Annotated in this window: 17 protein-coding genes and 1 pseudogene; 5 read left to right on the top strand and 13 right to left on the bottom strand. The window is 40.8% G+C overall.

Translation table 11 applies throughout. The features are described from left to right. A pseudogene (locus ETF27_RS11810) lies at window positions 1–95 on the bottom strand (transposase); the annotation flags it as partial. Between the two features lie 357 nt (window positions 96–452). Between ETF27_RS11810 and ETF27_RS05680 the strand changes: the two are divergent. Both ETF27_RS05680 and ETF27_RS11255 read left to right on the top strand, forming a co-directional pair. Further along, window positions 453–1,688: a transglutaminase-like domain-containing protein gene (locus ETF27_RS05680; RefSeq protein ID WP_130828815.1), complete on the top strand. Its 1,236-nt coding sequence runs from the start codon at window positions 453–455 to the stop codon at window positions 1,686–1,688. 69 nt (window positions 1,689–1,757) lie between these two features. Continuing rightward, a complete protein-coding gene (locus tag ETF27_RS11255) occupies window positions 1,758–2,063 on the top strand; it encodes a hypothetical protein (protein WP_162304001.1) in 306 nt (101 codons plus the stop codon). 111 nt (window positions 2,064–2,174) lie between these two features. Here the strand turns inward: ETF27_RS11255 and rd are convergent, their stop codons facing one another. Further along, window positions 2,175–2,339 carry a rubredoxin gene (rd, locus tag ETF27_RS05685; RefSeq protein WP_130828816.1) on the bottom strand — a complete coding sequence of 55 codons (165 nt, stop codon included), beginning with the start codon at window positions 2,337–2,339 and terminating at the stop codon, window positions 2,175–2,177. A 749-nt stretch (window positions 2,340–3,088) separates the two neighbouring features. Here rd and ETF27_RS05690 point away from each other — a divergent pair. Next, window positions 3,089–4,750: an AMP-binding protein gene (locus ETF27_RS05690; protein WP_130828817.1), complete on the top strand. Its 1,662-nt coding sequence runs from the start codon at window positions 3,089–3,091 to the stop codon at window positions 4,748–4,750. A gap of 60 nt (window positions 4,751–4,810) precedes the next feature. Here the strand turns inward: ETF27_RS05690 and ETF27_RS05695 are convergent, their stop codons facing one another. Genes ETF27_RS05695 through ETF27_RS05705 form a run of 3 tightly spaced genes read right to left on the bottom strand, consistent with a single transcriptional unit; the run spans window position 4,811 to window position 6,953 of the window. Beyond that, window positions 4,811–5,494: an RluA family pseudouridine synthase gene (locus ETF27_RS05695; protein WP_130828818.1), complete on the bottom strand. Its 684-nt coding sequence runs from the start codon at window positions 5,492–5,494 to the stop codon at window positions 4,811–4,813. Window positions 5,495–5,549: 55 nt separating this feature from the next. Further along, window positions 5,550–6,296, bottom strand: coding sequence for a 3-oxoacyl-[acyl-carrier-protein] reductase (gene fabG / locus ETF27_RS05700; protein ID WP_130828819.1), 747 nt, complete (start codon window positions 6,294–6,296; stop codon window positions 5,550–5,552). A 39-nt stretch (window positions 6,297–6,335) separates the two neighbouring features. Next, window positions 6,336–6,953, bottom strand: coding sequence for a TetR/AcrR family transcriptional regulator (locus tag ETF27_RS05705; RefSeq protein WP_130828820.1), 618 nt, complete (start codon window positions 6,951–6,953; stop codon window positions 6,336–6,338). A gap of 819 nt (window positions 6,954–7,772) precedes the next feature. On the opposite strand from ETF27_RS05705, the gene ETF27_RS05710 reads away from it, so the two are divergent. Further along, entirely contained in the window at window positions 7,773–8,819 is a 1,047-nt protein-coding gene (locus tag ETF27_RS05710) for an esterase-like activity of phytase family protein (RefSeq protein ID WP_181951317.1), read from the top strand. A 44-nt stretch (window positions 8,820–8,863) separates the two neighbouring features. Here the strand turns inward: ETF27_RS05710 and ETF27_RS05715 are convergent, their stop codons facing one another. From ETF27_RS05715 to uvrA, 7 genes are all read right to left on the bottom strand, one after another. Beyond that, window positions 8,864–9,553 carry a sigma-70 family RNA polymerase sigma factor gene (locus tag ETF27_RS05715; protein WP_130828821.1) on the bottom strand — a complete coding sequence of 230 codons (690 nt, stop codon included), beginning with the start codon at window positions 9,551–9,553 and terminating at the stop codon, window positions 8,864–8,866. Between the two features lie 39 nt (window positions 9,554–9,592). After that, window positions 9,593–10,246 carry a DedA family protein gene (locus ETF27_RS05720; protein ID WP_130828822.1) on the bottom strand — a complete coding sequence of 218 codons (654 nt, stop codon included), beginning with the start codon at window positions 10,244–10,246 and terminating at the stop codon, window positions 9,593–9,595. Window positions 10,247–10,303: 57 nt separating this feature from the next. Then, entirely contained in the window at window positions 10,304–11,509 is a 1,206-nt protein-coding gene (locus ETF27_RS05725) for a tetratricopeptide repeat protein (protein ID WP_130828823.1), read from the bottom strand. Window positions 11,510–11,521: 12 nt separating this feature from the next. Further along, entirely contained in the window at window positions 11,522–13,243 is a 1,722-nt protein-coding gene (locus tag ETF27_RS05730; protein WP_130828824.1) for a glutamine--tRNA ligase/YqeY domain fusion protein, read from the bottom strand. A 432-nt stretch (window positions 13,244–13,675) separates the two neighbouring features. Continuing rightward, window positions 13,676–16,552, bottom strand: coding sequence for a PD-(D/E)XK nuclease family protein (locus ETF27_RS05735; RefSeq protein WP_130828826.1), 2,877 nt, complete (start codon window positions 16,550–16,552; stop codon window positions 13,676–13,678). Between the two features lie 27 nt (window positions 16,553–16,579). Further along, on the bottom strand, window positions 16,580–19,951 hold the full coding sequence (locus tag ETF27_RS05740; RefSeq protein ID WP_147785575.1) for a UvrD-helicase domain-containing protein: 3,372 nt from the start codon (window positions 19,949–19,951) through the stop codon (window positions 16,580–16,582). 530 nt (window positions 19,952–20,481) lie between these two features. Continuing rightward, window positions 20,482–23,331: an excinuclease ABC subunit UvrA gene (gene uvrA / locus ETF27_RS05745; protein WP_147785576.1), complete on the bottom strand. Its 2,850-nt coding sequence runs from the start codon at window positions 23,329–23,331 to the stop codon at window positions 20,482–20,484. 187 nt (window positions 23,332–23,518) lie between these two features. Between uvrA and ETF27_RS05750 the strand changes: the two genes are divergently transcribed. Further along, a complete protein-coding gene (locus tag ETF27_RS05750; protein WP_147785578.1) occupies window positions 23,519–24,193 on the top strand; it encodes a hypothetical protein in 675 nt (224 codons plus the stop codon). Between the two features lie 219 nt (window positions 24,194–24,412). Here the strand turns inward: ETF27_RS05750 and ETF27_RS05755 are convergent, their stop codons facing one another. Then, a complete protein-coding gene (locus tag ETF27_RS05755; protein ID WP_147785577.1) occupies window positions 24,413–24,943 on the bottom strand; it encodes an HU family DNA-binding protein in 531 nt (176 codons plus the stop codon). Window positions 24,944–25,479 lie beyond the last annotated feature (536 nt).

Consider the following 25,479-nt stretch of genomic DNA (forward strand, 5'->3'; position numbering starts at 1 on the left):
GAGTTCATGATTAATGACTGAAGGGTAACAAAACCCTCGGTGCTGCTTGTGTAATTCGAAAGAATTTCCGAAATTTGCGAATGTGTAAGTTTCATTTTTTTCTTTTTTATGGTTTACAAATACAAAGATAAGAAAAAAGGAGCTTACACACTTTTATAGGACAGTACCTTCTCTATTCTTCCTATCGTGTTGGAAGGTATGAAAAAGTCGTCTTTCTTTGTCATGTCTATCACTAAATTACTGTCCAAAAGTACAAAAATTTATACAAATGTCTTACATTCACTACACAAAAGTGTAGTTTTTCTTTTGTTCACCTCAAAATTACCCAAAAGTGTAGTAGAACAAGAAAACGAATTGATTATCTTTGCTTCTGCAATGAACAAATTGCTTTTAATTGAAGAGAATGGGAGGTACAGCCCGAAACATTTATATAAACAAAAATACATAAAACAATGAAAAAGGACCTATTATTATTTTTTGCTTTGATTATCGCTGCATTGTCAGCCCATGCGCAAACAGACTCGGAACGAATGAACAAACTCATTGCAGAGCTAACTCCTCTTGATAGTGCCTACAAAGCTCAATACGAAAACAAAGACTATTCGGCAGCAATCCAGTCCATCAACCAAATGTTGAAGATTTGGAATGGAATGGAATTGTCGAAAGAAGAAAATGAGAAATATGGCGCAGCAATCAAGAACAGTGTAGCCATCCTCTATTATAATCAGGCTTGTTCCTATTCGTTAGCCAACAAACGCAAAGAGGCGATTGATGCTTTTCGGCAGAGTGTTGCCTACGGATACACCAACTATCGTAGCGCAAAGAATGACGAAGATTTTAAGAACATACAAAACGACAAGAAATTCAAGAAGATATTGGAATCGATTCATCAGTATGACAAACTTTTCATCTTGCAGCACAGCAAGGGTTACAACAAGGAAAACACTGATTCATTACCCCATTTCAGATACCAGTCTCCAGAGAATTACCCTTTGGAATACACCCGCAATTTCTTTAACCTTGACTCGGTGGCGGGAAATGGTGACGAGATTTCCAAATTCAAAAACATACTGAAGTTCGTTCACGATACCATTCCGCACGATGGCGGCAACTTTGGCTTTTGCGAGAGCGACCCTATAGACATCTACAACTATCACAAGACGACTGGCAAGGGCGTGAACTGTCGCCAACTCGCAATCACACTCTGCGGCATGTATCTGGCAATGGGTTATCCCGCCCGCTATGTAACCTGCCTGCCACAAGACGCCAACGATAGCGATTGCCATGTGATTTGTTGCGTCTATTCTCAAAAACTTGACAAATGGCTCTGGATGGACCCCACCTTCAACGCCTATGTAGAGGACGATAAGGGAAATCTGTTGAGCATTGAAGAAGTGAGAAGCAGACTGATTGCCAACCAACCCCTTGTTCTGAACGAGGATGCCAATTGGAACAATAAGAAAACATACAACAAAGAGTATTATTTGGATTACTACATGGCCAAAAACCTTTATTGGCTGGAATGTACTGACTTCAATTGCTTTAATCCTGAACCACGTTTCAGAGACATAAAAAGGACTTATATAGGACTGGTGCCACAGGGATTCACATCAAAGGCAACAGAAGATACAATGCTGACGAGCGACCCTGACTATTTCTGGCAGAAGCCTGCGACTGCTAAAAACTAACCTTATGGTGTCAACTTAGTTCTCCCTTAACCCGCTCCATAGCTCAAATCGCTGATAACGAAACGGAGAATGAAGAACGAGAGTAGGCACAGCGGAAGATTAGTGGAGAATAACTTATTATTTATATTAATAATTCCGACCTTCGCATCATGGAAAAATATGTTACGCACCTTGGCAACTCTTGTGTTGCTCACTCAAATATTAGAGTTTTTTACTATCGTTTCTGGGCGTGAGGTCGGATCAGAGTTTCATATCAGTCTTGACGAACGGCTTGAGGATTACTATCATATTGACGGACACACATTTGAGAAACAATACAAGGAAGTTCTCAATGGACCAGACAGAACATGCCAACGAGTGGCTGCTCTTTCCTGACTTTCTACTGAGCCGAAATTACTCTTTATCACTACAATGATAATACATAATAATAAAGGTGCATCAAAGAAGTATTTTAATGCACCTTGTTCTATTTGTTCGTAATTAGAATTACTCCTCTACTACAATGAAGTCTTCTTTTCCAACTCCACAAAGTGGGCAAACCCAATCATCAGGTATGTCTTCAAAAGCTGTACCCGGCGCGATTCCTCCATCAGGATCTCCTACTTCCGGATCATATACATAACCACAAGTTTCGCATTCGTATTTTTTCATAATGTCTTAATTATAATTATTAACTAAAAATCTTGCAGCAAAGGTAATTGAAATTTAAATAAATTACAAATTTATATTGTTAAATATTGTAACTACTTGAAGGAAACATAGAAAAATAAATTATCGCACTCTCATGTTTTTTTGTATTTTAAATACAAATCACCCGTAACTCAATACAAATCTAACATATAAGTGGGTTCAAGATAACAATATAGAGACGCTTTCCCCACTAAATTTCGACTAAGCTATTGATTCTTATTTGGAGATATGGATGATAGCTTATGATATAAAAATGCCCAACGTTTCGCAACGATGGGCACTCAATCTCAATAGGTATTAGTCTTTTAAGGTAAAAAGATTGTATTCAGGATAACGTTTGCAAAGATATAGTTTTTTTTTATATGTACCAAATTTTTATGCATTTATTTTTCAAAAATATCAGACTATTTTTTTGACGATGTGATGCAATTATATTAGAGTGGCTTCAAAAGATTACTGTGATATTCAAATCTTATTCCAATTTATGCACTTGTACATTTATTTTCCTCCTTGTTATCTTTCCTTTGTAAATACTATAAAGTGTCAAACTATGTTTTGTTTTTTACTTGATGACTTCTTCTTTGAAGAAAAAATAGAACAATATGCCAAAATAAGATATATTATCGCCAAAAGAAAATAAATATTGCACATTATTTTTTGAAATGTGCAGATAAATACCTATCTTTGCAAACGATTATTTATAACGTGTAATGGAACAATTTCCGAGCTTTAATGAGATAATAGAGAAGAGCATTATCAAAAATTGGGATCTTGATGCTCTTACAGATTATAAAGGTAAAACCCTTCAATACCGTGATGTGGCTCGTAAGATAGAGAAACTTCATATCATGTTTGAAGCGAGTGGTGTACAAAAAGGTGATAAAATTGCTATCTGTGGTAGAAATTCTTCCATGTGGGCAGCGTCTTTTTTGGCTATTCTTACCTATGGTGCCGTTGCTGTGCCTATTCTTCATGAGTTTACGCCTGATCAGGTTCATAACATTGTAAATCACTCAGATGCGAAAATCCTTTTTGTCGGGGATGTGGTATCAACCCAGATTGATTCCACAAAGATGCCGAATCTTGAAGGTATTATTTATCTTCCGGACTTATCACTTATTTTAAGCAGAACTGAGAAACTCACGTTTGCTCGTGAGCATTTGAATGAAATATTTGGTAAGAAATATCCCAAGTATTTCCGACAAGAGCATGTTCATTACTATCATGAACATTATGGGGATGAGCTTGCTTTGATAAATTATACTAGTGGTACTACCGGGCGATCAAAAGGCGTTATGATACCTTATCGCGCTCTATCAAGTAATCTTGATTTTGCGATTAATGCATTAGACGGATTGGTAAAAGAGGGCGATAACGTCATCAGTATATTGCCCATGGCTCATATGTATGGAATGTCCTTTGAATTTATATTTGAATTCGTTAAAGGCATACATATTTTCTTCCTTACGCGTATGCCATCTCCTGCAATCATCGCCCAGGCTTTGGCAGACGTGAAGCCGGTAATCATGATTGCCGTTCCATTGATTATTGAAAAAATTATTCGCAAAAAGGTTTTTCCTAAAATCCAAAATAATCGAATGAAACTTTTGCTGAATATGCCAATGATAAACAAAAAAGTCAAGGAAAAGATTCGCGATCAAGTTTATGAGGCGTTCGGAGGGAATCTGTATGAGATAATTGTTGGCGGAGCAGCTTTGAATAGAGAGGTAGAAGATTTCTTAAAAGATATAGGCTTCCCATATACGGTAGGCTATGGAACTACAGAGTGTGCTCCGATTATTTGTTATAGTGATTGGAAAACATTTGTAAAAGGCTCTTGTGGAAGAGCCGCCTTACATCAACAGGTAAAGATTGATAGCTCTGATCCGGAAAACACGCCTGGTGAAATCCTTACTAAGGGTCCTAATGTGCTCTTGGGATATTATAAGAATGAGGAGGACACAAAGAATTGTATTGATGAAGACGGATGGTTTCATACCGGGGATCTTGGGACAATTGACAGCGAAGGTAATGTATTTATAAAAGGGCGTTCAAAAAACATGCTTTTGGGTAGTAATGGGCAGAATATATATCCGGAAGAAGTTGAAGATAAACTTAATTCCCTTCCATTGGTTAGTGAGTGTCTTGTTGTTCAACGAGCAGAGAAATTAGTTGGATTGGTATATCCGGATTATGAGGAAGCAAAAAGTTTGGGCTTAAACGATAATGATATTTCCAGTATCATGGATGAAAACCGAGCACAATTAAATGAAAGTATTCCTAATTATTGTAAAGTTTCGGAATTTGAAATCTTAAAAGAGGAATTTGAAAAGACGCCCAAACGGTCGATTAAGCGTTATCTTTATCAGTAATAAGAATAGGATTTTGATAGATTATATTGAATAGAGTAGGAGATAGCACTTCGCATGGTGCTATCTTTTATTGTTTATGTGGCTTATGCCTTTCCATAAATTATCGTCAGGTAGGGGTGATTCGATGGAAATAGTTTCTTTAGATACAGGGTGAGTGAATTCGATATGATGGCTTAACAATGAAATACTGCCATCAGGATTAGACCTTTTAGCCCCATATTTCAAATCTCCTTTGATAGGACATCCTATGTATGCCAATTGACATCGGATTTGATGATGACGTCCTGTTAGTAAATTTACTTCTATTAATGTATAATGGTCTGAAGCATTAATAACCTGATATTGCAAAATGGCTTTTTTGGAATTAGGAATTTCTTGTGGATACGCATAGCTTTTATTCTGCTTCTCATTGCGTATCAGCCAATTTGTAATAGTTCCCTCTTTTTCTTTTGGGGCATTTTGTACGATAGCCCAATATGTTTTTTTGATTTCTCCCTCACGAAACATCTTATTGAGGCGTGATAGGGCTTTTGATGTTTTTGCGAAAACTACTAATCCGGCAACAGGTCGGTCTAAACGATGGACGACACCAAGAAAAACATTACCGGGTTTGGAGTATTTCTCTTTCAACCATACTTTTACTTTTTCTGAGAGTGGGGAGTCTCCTGTTTTATCTCCCTGTACAATCTCACCACTTTCTTTATAGACAATTATTATATGATTGTCTTCATACAGAACTTTCATTGCAGGTAAGGAAATCCCAAGCCCACACATATGTATGGGGCTTGGGAGCTATTTATTACATATTCATTCCACCATCTACTTGGATGACTTGTCCGGATACATACGCTGAAAGATCGGAAGCTAAGAAAAGCGCGGTGTTTGCGATGTCCTCAGTAGTTCCGCCCCTTCGCAAGGGTATCTTATTTGTCCACTCTTTTCTTATGTCCTCAGAAAGCTGTTGCGTCATAGCCGTATCAATGAATCCGGGAGCGATAGCGTTCGCGCGAATACCTTTTGGACCCATTTCTTGCGCAATCGATTTTGCAAGTGCTATCATTCCGGCTTTGGAAGCTGCGTAGTTGGCTTGTCCGGCATTGCCGTGAACACCTACCACACTTGCCATATTGATGATACTGCCTTTGCGTTGGCGCAACATGATGGGCAGGCAGGCATGGATGAAGTTAAAAGCACTCTTAAGATTTACGCCTATAACCGCATCCCATTGAGCTTCTGTCATTCGAAGCATCAAGCTATCTTTTGTTATACCGGCATTATTGACTAATATATCAATGGTACCGAAATCTTCTTTTATTAATTTTACAACCTCTTCTGTTTGAGTGAAATCTGCGGCATTGCTCGCATATCCTTTGCATTTAACTCCGAGAGCAGTGATTTCCACTTCTGCGGCTTTTGCGTTTTCATCAATTGCCAAGTCTGTAAATGCGATGTTCGCACCTTCTTTCGCGAACTTCAGTGCAATCGCATTTCCTATACCTCTTGCTGCACCTGTAATAAGTGCTGTCTTTCCGTTTAATAATTTCATTTTTTATTTTATCGTATTTGTTTTGTTTTCATTTTAGAATTAAAGGGGAGTGTTGTCAGAACCTTGTCTCGAATTCTTGTTTCCTAATGCTCCATACACAACTTTTGCAACCAATGGTCGGCTTGTCTCTTCTGTTAAGCCGTGTCCCAATCGTCCGTAAATAAAAGGAACTTCAAGACCTTTTATGCAATAATGGGTAATATCGGCTACCAATTTTACATTGTCGATGTCAAAGTCTCCATCGGCTTTAGCTTCTGTATATACCTTTTGAAAAAGTTCTATTTCATCCTCATCAAAATTCTTTCTTACTTTCTCAACCATCCAAATGTTTCTGAAAAATTCTGCTCTTAAATTGCCATTTCGCATAACTGTTTCTTTTATCATGCTTAAATGTGTATAAATCAGCTCAATAATCTTGTCATGAGGTGGAATCTTCTTAGCTGCGACTTCATCAAGTTTATCAGACAAGCGTTCAAGTTCAGCCTCAATAACTGCAAAATATACATCGTCTTTGCTTTTGAAATATGTATAGAGCGTACGCCGTCCTTTTCCGGAAGCCTTAGCAATATCGTTCATTGTGGTATTTGCTATTCCGTTCTTTGCAAACAATTGGCGTGCAACATCTACTAATTTTTGCCTTGTTTTTGAAATTGACATCTTGTTTATCCTTAAATTTGACTTATTTGCACAGTACTAATACCATGTGCAAATATAGAAAAAAAATATTAAATAACAAATAGTTTGTAAAAAAAAAGATGATTATTATTGGATTTATCTCAATAGTGTCTTAAATATTTTTTCAAGAACTTACGAAACATCGCATAAATCATAAGACTTGACGTGTTTTCTTTCTAATCATAACCTCAAATTCGTATTCAGGTGTTAGTGAACAGACACTTGATAGCGAACGTTTGACCTGACCGACACCATGAAATTATATTACAAAAACTGTGTTTGAGACACACTTTGTAATCTGTTGATAATCAGGATGGTATTAATTGCGATTTAAAAGCTTAGCTTTTGCCCTCCAATTCATGACCTTTTGCAGTGCAAAAGGTAAGCTTTTGGAAAGTGAGAGCTAAGTTTTGGGTGGATGAATGATGAATATTTAGGACATTATTGGATTTATCTAACTTTCCTCTTCGAACTCAGGGCGCACACCGGATTCCATCGCGTTCACGTCGTTGGTTAATTTGCAAATCGAGGTCTCACATGTCATCACAAAGTTAGTAGCCTTCCCATGGACGAGTATATCGTGTCATCAGTTTTAGGCGGATGTCTCGATTCTGTTATCGAAGTCCTTGTAATGAACGTTTTCTCAGCGGATGTGCCTATGCAGGTCTTGAAACTTTTACCGACAAAAGAGATGGGAGTTTCGAGAATTTATTTCCCGTTTTTTATTCCCACTAGCTTATATATCGCGATTTTTATGTAAATTTGCGTTCAAAATATAATAGGTTGAAAGAAATATTGTATATGGGCAAAGGAGGTAAATTGCATGAGTATTTGAAAGTTTTAGCAGTACTTATTGTCAGTTCGATATTCATTAATTTGTTTGCCCAGGACAAGTTGGAGATAAAACGAATCAATTCTCAACGATATTTTAACTCATTGCCTAAAGGCAATTACAGCGGTATAACGTGGTTGGGAGGAAATAATTATGCCCTTGTTTCCGACAAGACCGAAAACAGCGGTTTTCATTTGATAGAGCTTGTGCTTGATTCTGTTTCAGGAGAAATTATTAATGCAAGTTACAAAGGCTTTAGAAGTTCTTCGGAGGCTAATCATGACGAAGAGGGAATTGCTTTTTACCATCCGGATAGTTCTGTTTTCATTGCGCGAGAAGGCGACAATTCTATTTGTGAATATAATATACAAGGAGAACTAACAGGAAGGCGTATCCGGCTTCCTGAATTTTTTGCCCAAGCATCAGCAAGTTATGGGATAGAATCGCTTACATATAATCATATGACCGGTTTATTTTGGACAACTACCGAGAGCACATTGCCTGCTGACGGAAAACAAGCAGATACCAATAACTGTCTAAGCAATAGGCTTCGTTTGCAATCTTTTGATAAAAACTTTCAATGTTTCAACCAATATTTTTATGAAATGGATCCCCCATCTACAAGTGTGTTGGCAAGAAATTATGCGCTTGGGGTTTCTGATTTAGCTGCAATGGATGATGGTCGGTTACTTGTTTTAGAACGCGAGTTCTTTGTTTCAAAAAATAAAATCGGATCTTTTGTTTGTAATAAGATATATATTGTGAATCCGTTGCGAGGTATTCCTATTGATAGCACGAAACCTTTGCATGAAAACCTTATACCCATCCCTAAAACACTGATGTGTCAGTGGAAAACCAAGTTATCTGTTTTCCACCAAAATTTAGCCAATTATGAGGGAATGTGTCTTGGACCAAAACTTATAGATGGTTCGCAAGTGCTAATTCTTTGTGCTGACAGTCAAAACCAGCATAAAGGTATTTTACGTGATTGGTTCAAAACTATCATAATAAGATGAATTATGATAGAACTTGGAGACGAGATTAAAATGTATTGCTTTTGTTATTTCAATCTTTTCTTCAATTTGCGGATAGCTTTATCTCTTATTTGTCTGACGCGCTCTCTTTTTAAGCCCATCATTTCTCCAATTTCCGCCATTGTATAATTACTACCTTCTTTCAGACCATAAATAAGACTAATTATTTTTCTTTCTCTTGCATCGAGCACGTTCATTCCTTGTTCTATTTCAGATTTGAGAATCTTGCGATTAAGGTGTTCATCGGCATGACTAGCATTGGTGTTTTCTAATACATTTTGCAATGTAAAATTATTATTGCTTCCAATGGGTACGGGCTGATCAATGGATATGGCATGTGCGCGCTTGTGTTCAAAAGGTCTTTTTTCAGTCTTTGGAACTTTGTATAGGCTGGTTTGCTCTTTTATAGCTTCCTCCATCGCATGTCTGATATAAGTAGCTGCAAAATTTACGAAACGACTTCCTTTTTCTCCATCAAACTTTTGGGCGGCATGCATCATACCTATATTGCCTTCACTGATGAGATCGTTCTCGCTCAAGCCTTCGTTACGATATTGATGAGCAAGACTTACAACAAATCTGAGGTTAGCTTTCGTTAGTTTCTCCAATGCTTTTGCATCTCCCAATTTTATCTTAGCCGCAAGTTCACGTTCCTCTGTGTCAGTCAATATTTGCTCGTGAGCAATTTCTTCCATGTATTTCCCGTTTGTTGCCATAATGATTTAGATTTTGATTGAACGTTAGATGCTGAATAATTATTTTTCGTTAGCTTCTGTGATAGTCTTATTACTATTTCGTTTTATCGACCATTTAATAAAGAAATAGCCGACCACAATTACTAAAATCCCTATAATCGTGAATTTAATATATTCTCCGTATTCCATTATTTTGTTATTTAATTGATCTTCCGGAACAAACGTGTGGAGATAATATCCCAATAATGCAAGGATAGTATGCCATAGACCGGCACCAATCGTTGTATAGAGTAAGAATTTCCAATAGTTCATCTTCGCGAGTCCGGCGGGAATAGAGATAAGATGTCTAATACCGGGAATAAGTCTTCCTGTCAAAGTGGCTACAACACCATGATTATAGAAGTACTTTTCACTCTTCTCGACTTTTTCTTGATTCAACAAGCATAAGTGTCCCCATTTACTATTTGCGAACTTATAGATGAGCGGTCGTCCCAAATACCACCCCGCCCAATAATTAATGGAGGCTCCGCAGTTGGCTCCCAATGTGGAAAAAAGAATGACCAACCAAATGTTAATATTTCCTCCGGCTGCATGATAGGCTGCCGGTGCGACAACCAATTCGGAAGGAACTGGAATTACGGTACTTTCCAGCAACATCAGAAGAAATATTGTTCCGTAATTAAGTTGGGATAGAAGGGAGGATATGAAACTCATATATCTTAAATTCTTTTTTATATTATAAATAAATTCCCCATATGGGTATTATTCTTGCTATTCACTATTATTCTCCCGAGGGCGGAAGTTGGGATAATCCTTTGGAAGAGTGTTCTTAGGATATAGATCTTCCAGTATTTCTTTACACTCTTTTTGGTTTTTTTTGATGGCTGTTTTCAACCTTTGCTCATATTCATCTTGGTACCCTAACTCGAAGCAGCAGCGTGCCAAATGAGCATAACCGAAGTTCCAATTATTTCCTACCTTGGGTAAATTTCTACTTAGTAATTGGTATGCAAACTCCAAGTAGCCGTTATCAAATGCCGAAATCGCTATATGTATCAAGGTAACAGCCGTCTCTTTCGATTCTTTTAGAGCCAGTGAGAAATAATTGTAGGCTTCTTGCATGTTGTTAAGGAGTAGGTATAAATGTCCGATGGTAACACTGATAATGTGTTGGTCGTTATTATTCCCTGCTTTCTTGTACTTATTATAATACTCTATCGCGTCTTTGTAATTTCCCAAACTATATAGGCTGTTGGCCTTGTTCAGAAGTGCCTCGTCATCGTCAGGGTTGATGGCTATGGAGTATTCGCTTGACGTAACAGATTCTTGGAAGTTGTTTCTTAAGAATTGATTTTGTGCCAAGCTGTTCCAGTAGATGCCTGAATATGGATTTTCATCTAAAAGCTCATTTAATATTTTTTCGCTTTCTTCGTATTTCCCACGAATATTCAGAAGTCTTGCTTGGATTTCTCGGAAAGGACTGCTTTCTTTCATATTTGAAATGTTAAGCCATTCTTCTGTCTTCCGGTCTTCATCGTAATCGGCAAATAAAGTGGCGACATCAATAATGAAATCCTCTTTATCCTCTTCGTCTGTACTCTCCAAACAGTCATGAAGATATAGGTCGGCTTCTTCGGTTTTTCCACTTGCCAAGAGAATTTCCGCCTTCAAATAGAAATATTCCGGATCACTCTTGTCGATGATTTTCTCTGCCAATTCTTCTGCTTTTTCCGGATTGTTTTCCGTCAGCAGCGCAAATCTGGAAAGAAACGCAAGTGGAGAGACTGCCCCCGGATATATCTGAAGGGCGTAAAGGGCAGCCTCAGTAGCTTTCTCCACATTGCCTTTAAGATGATAGTATTCGGCTATGTCGGTCAATTCTTCTGAGTCGAGGAAGGAACTGAATGCTTGTTCTCCCCCTTCTTCGTATTCCCGAAGAATGTTTTTGAATTTTTCAGATTTATAATAACTATCCAATTTCCCGGCTTCTTATTTTTTATTGTTAGCTTTTGCCCATGTATCTTTCAAACCAACAGTTTTGTTGAACACCAAATGATTATCCGTAGAATCCGGATCCATCATGAAATAACCAATTCTTTGGAATTGCAGATAATCACCCGGTTTTTTCTCGATGAGGAAGTTTTCAACATAACAATTGTCGTGTGTTTTCAGGCTGTCAGGGTTGAGAAGTTCTCTAAAATCTCTTTCATCTGCAGCTGGGTTTTCAACCATGAATAATCTGTCGTATTCGCGGACTTCAGCTTTCAAGCAGTGATCGGCACTTACCCAATGCAGAGTTCCTTTTACTTTCCGGTTCGCACCATCCATACCACTTTTGCTGTTTGGATCATATTCCGCTTGGATTTCAACAATATTACCTTCAGCATCTTTTGTGCAGCCTGTACACATAACAATATAGGCATTCTTTAGGCGAACCTCCTTACCGGGAGTCATTCGGAAGAACTTTCTCGGTGCGTCTTCCATGAAATCGGCACGTTCAATCCATAGATTCTTGGAAAAAGATATGATATGCGCTCCTTCTGCTTCATTCTCCGGATTATTCACTGCTTTCATTTCTTCTGTCTTACCTTCAGGATAGTTAGTAATGACAAGTTTCACGGGGTCAAGTACCGCACTAACTCGAGTGGCTTTTTTGTTTAAGTCGTCTCGAACAGCTGCCTCAAGCAATGCCACATCATTGAGCGCATCGAATTTGGTATATCCAATTGATCGGATAAATGCTCTGATAGATTCCGGTGAATAACCTCGTCGTCGCATACCACATAAAGTTGGCATGCGTGGATCGTCCCATCCCTTCACAAAATTTTCATCTACAAGCGTGTGCAATTTTCTTTTCGACATCACCGTGTAGGTAAGGTTCAATCTGTTGAACTCAATCTGCCTTGGGCGATTATCATGAAGATGATCGGCAGTGCCGTCATATTCCTTGAGAAAATCTATTAATTTGTCATAGAGAGGACGGTGAGGTACGAACTCTAAGGTGCAAATCGAATGGGTTACCCCCTCGAAATAATCGCTCTGCCCATGTGCGAAATCATACATTGGGTAACAATGCCATTTGTTTCCCGTACGATGGTGAGGGGTGTGTATGATACGGTAAATGATGGGGTCGCGGAAGTGCATGTTGGGATTCGCCATGTCCAATTTTGCCCTAAGCACCATGCTGCCCTCCACGGCTTCAGCCGTATTCATTTTTTTGAATAGTTCAAGACTTTCGGCAATTGGACGGTTTCGATAAGGCGAAGCTACGCCGGCTTGTGTGGGAGTGCCTTTTTGCTTTGCGATGGTTTCAGAATCTTGTTCATCCACATAGGCAAGTCCTTTTTTTATCATCCAAATAGCGAAGTCCCATAGTTTCTCAAAATAATCACTGGCATAATAGATATTGCCCCATTTGAATCCTAACCAACTGATATCCTGAAGAATGTTTTCTACGTATTCGTTGTTTTCTTTAGTTGGATTGGTGTCATCGAAGCGAAGATTGCAAACTCCGTTATAGTTTTCCGCCACACCGAAATCCATACATATCGCTTTTGCGTGCCCAATATGCAAGTATCCGTTGGGTTCCGGTGGAAATCGGGTTTGAATCCTCTTTCCATTTTTACCCTCTACTATATCTTCTTCTACAAATTGTTCTACGAAACTTAAGCTGCGTTTCTCTTCACTTGTGTTAGTATCAATTGTATTCATATACCACTTGTTTGATTATGCTGCAAAGATAGCTATTTTTCTTGTTAATTCCCATATTTCAGCTTAATATTAATGCTTGTAGTTGTCTGTTGAAGTTTTTTGATGGTTCTGCCATACGCCTTGTTTTCTTCAAGACTGATTTATATTTTTTTCTGTTGTAAAGTGTCATGACTGCAAGGCGATAGGTTTGACGTGCTTCAATGGCTTAGGTATTACGATCCAAAAGGTAAGCTTTTGAATGGTAAAAGGTAAGCTTTTGTGATGCAAAAGGTAAGCTTTTGAAAAGGGACTTGTTAGGAGCTGATATTCAATACTTTATAAATTTTCTTCATTTGTTCTTTTTTCGAGGTTTTCCCACGGCGCCTTTTTGAGGAATAATCATCATTCACGGTTTTGTTTTAGCAGCCTGATGAATATCAGTTTCTCAAGATTTTATCTGCCACACATTTGCTTGTAAGGACAATACTCGCAGGTCTTCAAATTTTTGGTAGGTTTGAATGGTATTTCCATGTTATAAATTTCCTCTAAGACTCCATTCAAGTGCTTATAAAAATCTTCTGCATAGTCTGCCACATTCTCAATTTCATTACTTCCAAGCGACAGTATGGGGCTATAGTCATTGGCATTGGTGTGTTGTATAAATAGCAAGGCAGGACTTACAGGTAAATGCCCCTTGTTATATTTATTGTCTTCGTCGGTTGTAAGAATGCTATAGAGCAACGCCTGTAATGTATAATCACTTTTTTTCTCGAGTACATTGTCCGGATTGAATATGTCGCTCACACTGTTAAGTTCGGCTGCCACTTTGTTACCGGTCTTATAATCTACTACCCTGAGTCTTGGCATTGACGTGTTGGAGTTTATTTCGTCCAACCTGTCTATTCTCCCCCCAATGGTGAGTTGTTTTTCTTCATCACCAATCTTTATCTTTAGGGTTTTATAAACATCATACTCATGTTTGATAACTTTTAGCGGAGCAATTCTCAAATCCAGAACAAGAAGCCGTCGGAGGTATTTTTTTATGACCTCTTGATTCAATACTTGTAATCCGTTAAGTTTTGGTTTCTTTTTTGATGTGGAGGGAAGCCGGAAAAGCTCTTTGTTGAATGCAGAAGTTATGACACTGTCTAATGTCCCATTGCTTTTTCTCTCGCTAAAAGATTTTGCCGATTTCTCCGTCTTTAGAACGTATTCGATATTTTCTTTTGTTATTCTATCTTTCGGTAAAAGCTCTTCATACATTAGTTGAGCCGCACAATGGAAAATATTGCCAAACATCCTGTTATCAATATCATCCTCATCGTTATCCATTGGCTCGGTCAATCCCGCTATGTATCTATAATAGAATGTTATGGGACAACGCAGATACGCATTGATGGCTGTTGGCGAGATATAAGAAATGTCATTGAGTTTCTTTGCGATGATTTCGTCTTTTTCTATGAGTGACACCTGCCATTGCATGGGTTCTTGTCCCGCTTTCAGCGCAATACGTTTGATGGGGTGATTTGTCTCTACAAGGAGTTGGAGCATAAACCTGCTCATTTCTCCAGTTTTGCTGCCCTGTGTGGAATTGTTGTAGAGGATGGTGATATCTGTGGCACGTTGAAGCAAACTATGAAAGTAATAACTGTAAATCGCTATTTTATTATCGATTGTGGTTAGTCCGTAGGCTTGTCTTATGAAATGGGGGATGAATGATACGTCATCCACTCCTTTGGGCATATTTCCTTCGTTACACGATAATAACAGTACGTGCTGAAAGTCTAAGTTGCGCGTTTCCAGCAATCCCATGATTTGTACGCCTTTCGCGGGCTCTCCGTGAAAAGGAATGTTGGTTGAGGCTGTTAGTTGTGAAAGTAACCGCCTGAAAACAGTAATATCCGCTACCAAATCACCTTGTCCCATCAATTCTGAAACGCGATTTAGGAGTGTGTACATTCTGAAAGCTGACTCTTGAAAAAGATGTGTGTCTTGTTTTGTACCATTCACGGCTATGTCTCGTGTTATCTTGGCAAGCCAAGCGACGAACTCAGGCATGTGAGAAACATCATGGGGTACAAATCTTATTTCTGAATTATCTATTCTGCTGATATAGAATGCTTTTTCTTTGTTGAACTTTTGAAGAGTGAATTCAGCATCCGGCAATATATATTTACCGTATGGATGTCTCAAAACCCTATTGATATAGTGCAATTTGAAAGCATTTTCCTTCAAGGAGAAGCCATCGGTTTGCAGAGAGATAAGTTGAGAAATCATCGATGTGATGGGAGCTTGTAGAAGGGGAAACCCGGTTGTTACATTGATGTCTTCCACATCGGGAGGCACACTGTGAACCACGGTAGGCAATAAATTCTCATCACACATCACGATGGCTGTCTTTTTGCCATCTTTGTATCTGTTGTTTTCTCGCAACCACTTTGTTATGTATCGTGCTTGCAGGTTTTCGGTAGGCGCAGAAATGAATTGAATGTCCTTTTTGCTTTCAAAGCAATTGTATATGGAATCATCGTTATTGTCTAAAGAGTTGGGGAAACGTGTAAGCCAGCGGTTGATATAAGTGCCTGCCTCATTTATCTCCTTTCGATAATATTTATCGTAATCCCAATAAAAAACTGCTTTTTCTTCTTTTTGTAGTGCGGAAAATAAACATTGTTCTACCTTTTGTAAAACGTTAAATCCAATGAATATGTACTTTTCAAATTGATTCGGGAAGTTATTTTTTTCAACTACCTCGCGGTAGAGCATACCTTCGTATGCCAAGTTCTGTTTTCTTAAACGCGTTTTGAAATCATCGTAGATATCATACAATTTGCTCCATAGTGTAATAAACCTTTCTTTTAATATACTTGTGTCGCCAATAAAGTTTGCAAAAAATCGTTTTAACTCTTCTTTCTGATGTTCGGTGAGATAATCCACGGAGTCTAACTCATGAATATCCTGAACGTTTTTGAAGACCTGTTTCGCGTCTGCCATGTTCTTGTCAATGTCATCGAAATCTGAAAGAAGTAATTGTCCCCATCCATAAAACTCGTCCAAGTCATCATTTCGACCAGTTATGGTAACATAGCTTTTGAAAAGGTCGCACAAACTTTTTATCGGATCGGCAACGGTTAGTTCGGATTGTTGCCTGAATAGTTCGGAAATGGTTATGTAGGCAGGACTCCATATCGGTCGTCCGGCTTGCTTTGCCAATTCTTGATTCAGAAACAACGCGGCTCTTTTGTTTGGAAAAACTATTGCGATGTGCGCAAGGTTTGTGCCGTATTTCGTTATTAAATCTTTAGCTATGTGTGATATTAATGTATTCATTATAAGTGCTGACTAAGGTAAAAAAGGTTATACTGCTACTTGGATTATATTTCCACTCATGACGTACCATAAATATCCTTTAACATTCATTGAACCCATCTTTGTTAATAATCGCATGTATCGTTGTACTTGTTCTTTGTACTCTTTCCTCTCTTTCCCAAACTTAAAATCCACCACAATGGTTTCTTCTCCGTTGGTCATGACTCGATCGGGGCGTTGCTCTATTAACTCCTCATTTTTATCATCGTATTGTAGGATGGTACATTCATTATATAATTCCCAACGTTTTGAAAACCAATCTTTCACTTGATTGCTTCTCAATGATTTTTCGATGGTTTCTCTGAGTTCATTGGTAGTTATTTCGTCATTGTAGATAATCCCTTCTTGTTCCAACTCGTTTAATTTTGCCGGAATGTCGTCAAGCGTATAAATTGTGGCGAAAAGTTCATGAAGAATATTTCCCACTTTAATATATCTGGATCTGTCAAGTTCAGTGGAGTTCTCTTCGTTCACGAACTCTTGACTTTTATTGCTCTGTCTGAAAGAAACGGTTTGTGGAAATGTTTCCACTTGGATGTATTGAGTGGCTACAGAAGTAAGAAATGGATTGTCGTCCTTTTCTTTGTTGATATCTTTGTTGGGTGAAGTCAATTCTCCATATTCAAAATGTATGACTTCATCTTGCGATGTTGGGATATCAAGAATACAGCCTTTTAACTCTTTTTCTATTATTTTGGCATCTTGCGAGTCATCCTTTCCCGCTCTCAGTACAAGTTCAATGCCTTGCGACCGGTTTTTGGTAGTTCCACCGGCTGCTTTCTCTTTATATGTTTTATCACTCATACGCTTACCTGTTATGAATAAATTCCTTCCTGCGCGCGTGAATGCCACATAAAGTAGATTTAAGTTGTCAATGGTGTTTTGAAAGTGTTCATGTTTGTAGTCTTCATCAAAGACAGTACCCATCATCGCATTTTTGGAATAATCAATGGGTATGAGTGGGAGTTTGTTATAAGGTGTGGCTTTGTCATCGGTTTCACACCATATAATATCGTTCAGTTCCAGTGTCCAATCGCAGAATGGGACTAAGACGTTGGGGAATTCCAATCCCTTACTTTTGTGAATGGTGATCAATCGAATTCCTTCTATTTCGTCACTTTGTATGGTTCTTGAGCAAATGGTTTCCTCCCATTCTTTGATGAAATCGTCTATGTCAGCCGGGTGTTCTCGTAAATAATCCGCGAGCGTATCATAAAAAGTGCAGACATACGCACTTTGTTCTTTGAGCGTATCAAGCCGGAAAAGCATGAAAAGTTTATCAACCAAGTCAAGCAAAGGCTTTTCCAAGAGTTGTTCTTGCTTTTCCACGTATTCTTCAGGAAGCGAGTCATTTAATTTTCTTTTCTGTCTTTCGATACTTTTCTGTTTTAGATCCTGTTTTGTTCCAACGGTTTCTCCTTTGACAGTGGGGCAAGTGGGACAAACTAAAAGCTCGCTGTCCTTAACTTTTTGTTTTAGCACTTTCTGTCGGTAAGCTTTCACAAGTCTTCCCCTTGTCAGCATATCGTCAGGATGCGTCAAGAGATGAAGCGCGTCTATCAAAATGTTTACCGATAGCGAAGCGTCCAGACGGAACGCCTCATCGGAGACTAAATTTATTTTTCCCTTAAATGTACGAATGAATGTATCTGCAATATCCTGAATAACATTCTTCGAGCGTACAAGTATGGCAATGTCGTTTTGTTTATATCCTTTCTCCAACAATTCCTTCACCGTATCGGTCAGCTGCTGTAAAACATTGTCCCGATAGGTCGCTTTTTTGTCGGGATAGAGGTCAATGGTTACATATCCATTGCTTCCTTTTTTATTCACCCTTTGTTCCACGTCTTCATAAGCTTTCTTCAATATTTCGGCTTCTTCTATACCATCGCTTCGCAGTTCGGTTTCTGTTACTTTTACCAGTTGCTCGAATAGGGCGTTATTGAAATTGACGATAACTTCTTCCGACCTGTAGTTCTCTCTTTTCGACTCTATTTGAATAATTTCCTGATGAAAACCTTTATCAATGTTATGAAGTAGTTGCCAGTCGCCTTGTCTCCAGCGATATATACTTTGTTTAATATCTCCCACGATGAGATTTTGGGATCCGACTTGCGCGATACAGTTCTCCAATAGATTCTTAAAGTTCGACCATTGAATGGTGCTTGTGTCCTGAAACTCATCTATCATGATATGTTTCAGCCTGGTTCCTATCTTCTCAAAAATGAAAGGAGTATCTGAATCGACGATTAACTCCTTGATTAACGACTGTGTATTGCTGAGCATGAACCTATTGGAATCTCTATTTATCTCGTTTACTTTGTTGGAGATTGCGTGAAGCAACCTTAGTTGAGACAAATGAGCCAACGTAAGGACGATGGATTGATATTCTTTCCAATTTTCAAGACGTTTCGATTCGAGTAACTGAAGTTTTTTACAGAGTTTCGACGATGCCAATTCCCTAATTGTCGTTTTCTCTAGCAATGGACATTTAGAGCTTGTCCACTTTTCCGGATTCTCTATACAAGTCGTAACATATTTTGGAGTGTTTTCATTTGTTATCTTTCCGTTTACTCGTTTGTTGATATAGGCATACAGCCAGCGCGTGAAATAAGAACTGTCATCAACGTGATTATGGCAAATGTCCTTTACGATGTCTTGCGCAATATCATTCATTTCTTTCTGAAGCTGATTTCTGCGCAGTCGCAGTTGTCTCGTATAATTATTGAAAGCATCTTCGTCCTTGAATAAGATGTTGAACGATTTTTCGTGCTCCTTATAGAATTCCTTAAATATGTTTTTCCCAAATTCCTTTATTTTCCCGAGTACATTCCATCCCTTGTCATCCTCTATGTTTTCATCGATATAATCGCGAATCCATGACAGTATCGGCTGTCCCTGTTCCAGGTTTTCTACAAGTTCATCAACGGCTTTAGCTTCTATTTGCTCATCGTTAAGGTCAATCTTCAGGTTAGCCGTAAGATTTAACTCATGTGCTAGATTACGCAAAATATGTTGAAAAAAAGAATCAATTGTCTGAACCCTAAAATTATTGTATTTGTGAGTCAGCAGAGTTAATGCCATTTGCGCATTTTTTCTTATAACGACATCGCTGAGGCGAGTACGCTCCTTTACTTGACGAAAATAATCGTCCGAAGATTTCAGCCCTTTGGCTATGCCATAGAGTTGTGACATGATCCTCTCTTTCATTTCCATCGTAGCTTTATTAGTGAATGTAACAGCCAAGATTTTTCGATAATCTTCCGGATTTGCCACAAGGATGGAAATGTATTCCACGGTCAGGGTAAATGTTTTCCCTGAGCCCGCGGAAGCCTTATATACAGTTAATGGTTTGTTCATGGGAAGCAGTTGCTTAGATTTTCTGATTGTAAAGTTAATAAGAAAACATTATATGGCAAAGTATTATCTGAAAATACTGATAATAATCAATAGTTTCCTAAATAATTTTGTGCCCCACGCAAAGTTTCATCAAATCATGAGACTTGATGTATTTTGTTCCAATGTTGAATAACACATATCTCCTCATGACTCCAAATCGTATTCTGGTAATGATAAACAGGCTCTTGGCAGCGAACATTCGACCCGACCGGAACCGCGAAATTACATTACAAAAACCGCATCCGGGAAGCGTTTCATAATCCATTGATAATCAGGGTAATATGATTTGCAATTTAAAAGCTTGGCTTTTGCACTCCGATTCATGACCTTTTGCATTGCAAAAGCTTACCTTTTGGAACGCAAAAGGTAAGCTTTGGATAAACGAATGAAGAATATTCAGGACACTATTGGATGAAACTCGTCGATTTCAATCTGTGGGTTTTTAGTCCATCGTAAACTTATGGGTGAGGCATGGTTCACCCTCTCATTGGCTACAATTTGTCAAGCAGATATTTTCCGGTTATGCTGTTGCTGTTCTTCGCCACTTCCTCCGGTGTTCCTTTCGCCACCAACTTCCCCCCCTTGTCGCCTCCGTCCGGACCTATGTCCAAGATGTAATCCGCACACTTTATCACTTCCAAGTTATGTTCTATCACCAAGACGCTGTGCCCCCTCTCTATCAGGGCATCGAAAGCACCCAGCAGTCGTTTGATGTCGTGGAAATGTAGTCCGGTGGTAGGTTCGTCAAACATGAATAGGGTAGGCTCTTGGTTTCTTTGTCCGATGAAATAGGCAAGTTTCACTCTTTGGTTTTCGCCACCCGACAGGGTGGAGGAACTTTGTCCGAGTCTTATGTATCCCAGCCCCACGTCTTCCAAGGGCTTGAGCCTTTCCACAATGTTTTTTTTCTTGTATTTCCCGAAGAAGGCGATGGCTTCCGATACAGTCATGTCGAGCACGTCGTTGATGTTCTTTCCGTTGAAAGTTACATCGAGGATTTCTTTCTTGAAGCGTTTTCCATGGCACGCCTCACATTCGAGTTCTAAGTCTGCCATGAACTGCATTTCTATCGTTACCACGCCCGCACCCTTACATTCCTCGCATCTGCCGCCTTCGGTGTTGAATGAGAAGTATTGCGGCGCAAACCCCATCTGTTTGGAAAGTGGTTGCTCGGCGAAGAGCTTCCTGATTTCATCGTAGGCTTTCACGTAGGTGGCAGGGTTGGAGCGTGTGCTTCTGCCTATTGGGTTTTGGTCCACGAACTCTACGTGTCGCACATTGCTCACGTCTCCGCCTAACGAGGCGTATTCGCCCGGCACATCTGCCACTTCGTCCAGCATACGCTTCAGTGCGGGGTAGAGCGTACCTTTTATCAGCGATGATTTTCCGCTTCCGCTGACCCCTGTTACCACCGTGAAGACGTTTAATGGAATGGTGGCGTCAATCCCTTTCAGATTGTTCATTCTGCACCCTTTTATCTCGATGAACCGATTCCATTGCCTCCTGCTTTTCGGCACTTCAATCGTCTCTTCCCCCATGAGGTATTTCAGGGTGTGCGAACCCGGAAACTCTTTCAACAGCCTTTGCTTCTTCTGCTCATCATTTGTTTTCTCCGGGATGCGTCCTGCATAAACTATCTTTCCACCCAGTCTGCCCGCATCGGGCCCCACGTCTATCAGGTAGTCTGCCGCTCTGATGATTTCCTCGTCATGTTCCACCACTATCACGGTGTTCCCCATGGTCTGCAATTCTTTCAGCACGTGGATGAGACGGTCGGTGTCCCGGCTGTGCAGCCCGATGGAAGGCTCATCCAGTATGTAGAGCGACCCTATCAGCGATGAACCCAGCGATGTGGTAAGATTGATGCGTTGGCTCTCGCCACCGCTCAGTGTGTTCGATGCACGATTCAAGGTGAGATAGCCCAATCCCACATCAACGAGAAATTGCAGCCTGCTTTTGATTTCCGTCAACAGGCGTTTGCCTATCTTCAGCTCGGTTTCGGTCAGTTCCAGATGGTCGAACCGGTCTTTCAGTGCCGCAATGGGCATTTCCACCAAATCCGTGATAGCCATCCCATCTATCTTCACCCATGTGGCTTCCTTCTTCAGTCGTTTGCCGTTACAATCCTTGCAGGTGGTCTTTCCCCTGTAGCGGTGCATCATCACCCGATACTGTATTTTGTACTGGTTGTCTCTCACCATTCGGAAGAACGAGTCGATGCAAACTCTTTCGTCGGGCTTCAGGCTTGCTTCATGGGGAAGTCCGTGCCACAAGGCATCTTTCTCCTGACGAGTCAGTTCGTAATAGGGCTTGAAGATGGGGAAATCGTCTTTGGCGGCAAGTCTGCAAAAGGCTTCTTTCCACGACTTCATCTTCTCTCCATGCCAACATTGCACGCAACCTTCGTAAACCGACAGCGAACTGTTCGGAATCACGAGTCGTTCGTCAATCCCCATCACTTTTCCGAAGCCTTCGCAGGTGGGGCAGGCACCGAGCGGAGAACTGTAGGAGAACAGATTGTCGGTGGGTTCTTCAAATTGCATCCCGTCTGCTTCGAAGCGCGTGGAGAACTCGTAGGTGAGGCGCGACGGCAGAACCACGAGGCGCAGCTTTCCGTCTCCCTCGTGGAATGCGGTCTCGCACGAGTCGGTGAGGCGCGACACGGCGTCTTGGCTGTCATCTGCCGTCAGACGGTCGATGACAAGGCAGACGTCGGCAGTGCCGTGTTCTGCTTCCTCCCCGTCTTTGAGCCAATCGTCTATCCGGACCACTTCGCCATCCGCAAAGAGCCGTGCATAGCCTTGCTGCATCGCCATTTCCAGCTGTTCCCTCACACTCCTCCCTTCGTGCACCTGAAGGGGAGCGAGGAGATAGAATTTCGTGCCTTTGGCAAACGAGAGAACTTTCTCCACAACGTCGCCGGCAGAGTGTTTCTTCACTTCGTTTCCACTAATGGGACTGAAGGTTCTGCCAATGCGCGAATAAAGCAACCGGAGGTATTCGTAAATCTCCGTGGAGGTGCCCACCGTGGAACGAGGATTGCGCGCAATCACTTTCTGCTCGATGGCGATGGCGGGCGGCAACCCTTCGATGAAGTCCACTTCGGGCTTCTGCATCCTGCCGAGAAACTGGCGGGCGTAGGCAGACAGACTTTCCACGTAGCGTCGCTGTCCTTCGGCATACAGGGTGTCGAACGCCAACGACGACTTCCCCGAACCGGAAACGCCGGCAATCACGATGAAACGGTCGCGGGGAATGTTCACGTCCACATTATCCAGATTGTTCACCCGGACTCCTCGCATCTCTATGTGGCTTTCAGATGGATTCTTGTCTAACTTCATGGGCTTTTTGTCAAAGCATATTAAAAACAGGAATACAAAAGTACAAAAATAATTTGGTTTCTTCCGCAATTTCATGTATATTTGCACGTAAACAGTGGCAGAACGCAACCTTACGGCAAGCACACCCTTCTGCAATTTCTGTCCGGGTGTCTTGCATGAAACAATATCACGAAGGGAGGAAAAACCCATGAACGAACAAATGAATATCATCAATCAATATGCCGACCCGGTGGAGGAAAGGCAGATAAGACATTTCGCATGCAAGGAAATGAGCCGACAAATCCATCGCTACATCAAGGGCATGAGTGGTTCGAAAGAACAAATGATGAGGGTGGAGGAGAAGTTGGAAAAACTATCGCTCGAGGAAAAGGAGAAAGCCATAGCCTTGTATTTCGACTTGAACAGAAAAGCTCTCAAAGGATTAGACTTCAAGATGGTGCTGGTGAGAGCAGTGGCAAACTATGCCGACACATTCGACTACTTCCTCACCCTCGTGAACGACAGGCGACGCATGGTGGGCTATCTGAAAATGATACGCGAATGTTACATACAGCAACATCAGGTGGTGGAACGCAATGGGAAATTCGGCATCATCGACCACAGGGGAAATGTCATCCTCAGTCCGAAGTATGAATTTCTGCGCACCTGCTATGTTTATGTGGACGACCTCCGAACCATGCCCATCATCGCACAACTCGAGGGCAAGATGGGATTGGTGCTACCCGATGGGAAGGACACCCCCGTTACTCCTTTCAAATACGACAGCATAGCCCTGCGCGAATCGCCCCCATACTTCGAGGCACGCTACGGCAACAAGGAAATACTGCTGACCACCGACGGAGAAGAAAAACCAAAGCCATGAAACCCCCATCCGTAAAAACAGAAAAGCGGGCTGTCCTCACGACAGTCCGCCTCTGGTTACAAAAAAAAATGAATAGTTACTTTTTGTAACTTAAATTATCATCTAACTAAAGGTAAGAACCGCTGTTCCACCCATTTCTTTTCCGAGGCTGTTGCCACGCATCTCAATCGGCGGAAACCCTCCGGTCGCTCTCCGTGGCAACGCTCCGTAAGTTTCGCGTTATGGATTGGGGTCGCCACCCGTTCCCGAACCACCCGCTCCCGGATTGCCTGTTCCCGGATCACCCGTTCCCGGCTTGCCCGTCAGACCCTTTGCCTTGTTGTAATCGGCCAGGGAAGCATAGTTCACTTTGTTCTCCAGCACACCGCCGTTTTCAAACCGCAAGCCGCGCAGCGCGCGATCCTTCAGTTCGGCAGCCGGCGTAAAGAGGATGCGGGGCGAATGAATCATCCGAATCGGGTCGAAATCGTTGATTTCCGATGCACCCTTGCTCCTGAAGGTCAGGCGGAAATTGCCCAATCCCGGAACGCTCACCGTGTGTCCCTGTTGCAACTGCTGCGGAATGAATGACGCCAACAGCTCCATCGCAGCCTCCAGCTCCGACGGCGCCAGCGTGGTGTTTGCCGTTGCAGAGCGCGTCATGGCCTTGGGTGGCAGCGGACGCGAGCTGTTCGGGGTGGCATACCATTTTGCAGGATCTCCTTTCTTCTGTGGATTCTTTCTCTTGACGAGTTTGTAACTTACTGTCATACTGTTTCCCTCCTAATGTTTTTATGTTTTTACTTTACACCTGATGCCCTTGTGTGTTCACCTGATGCTTTTATGTCTTTATTTTACGGTAAATAATCCCCCCTCGTACGCCTCTATAGAGCTGTGCGTTACGTCTCTATAGAGCTGTGCGTTACGTCTCTATAGAGTTGTGTATTACGTCTCTATAGAGTTGTGTGTTACGTCTCTATAGAGACACACTTAACGCCTCTATAGAGACGCTGTCGGCACCTCTATAGAGACGTTTGGGGATTGATTTTTGAATAAGTTGCATATTCTCTGTTCTTCTTTCTTTATTCTTTCTCAGGGAGGACACCAAAACCATATGCTGCCTGTGTGCCATTTATGGGATTGCAGTATTTGTCTGCCACGCAAAGATAGCTTCCCAATTTACCTTTCGAAGATGGAAAAAAGCAGTTTTCCATCCAAAAGTGAGAGTGTTCCGGTGCGTTACCGCTAATTTCTATTATTACTGTCCGCTAAACATAGAAATCCTCATTCCAACTCATTGAGACACA

The sequence above is a fragment of the Prevotella brunnea genome (assembly GCF_008016795.1).
GTDB lineage: Bacteria > Bacteroidota > Bacteroidia > Bacteroidales > Bacteroidaceae > Prevotella > Prevotella brunnea.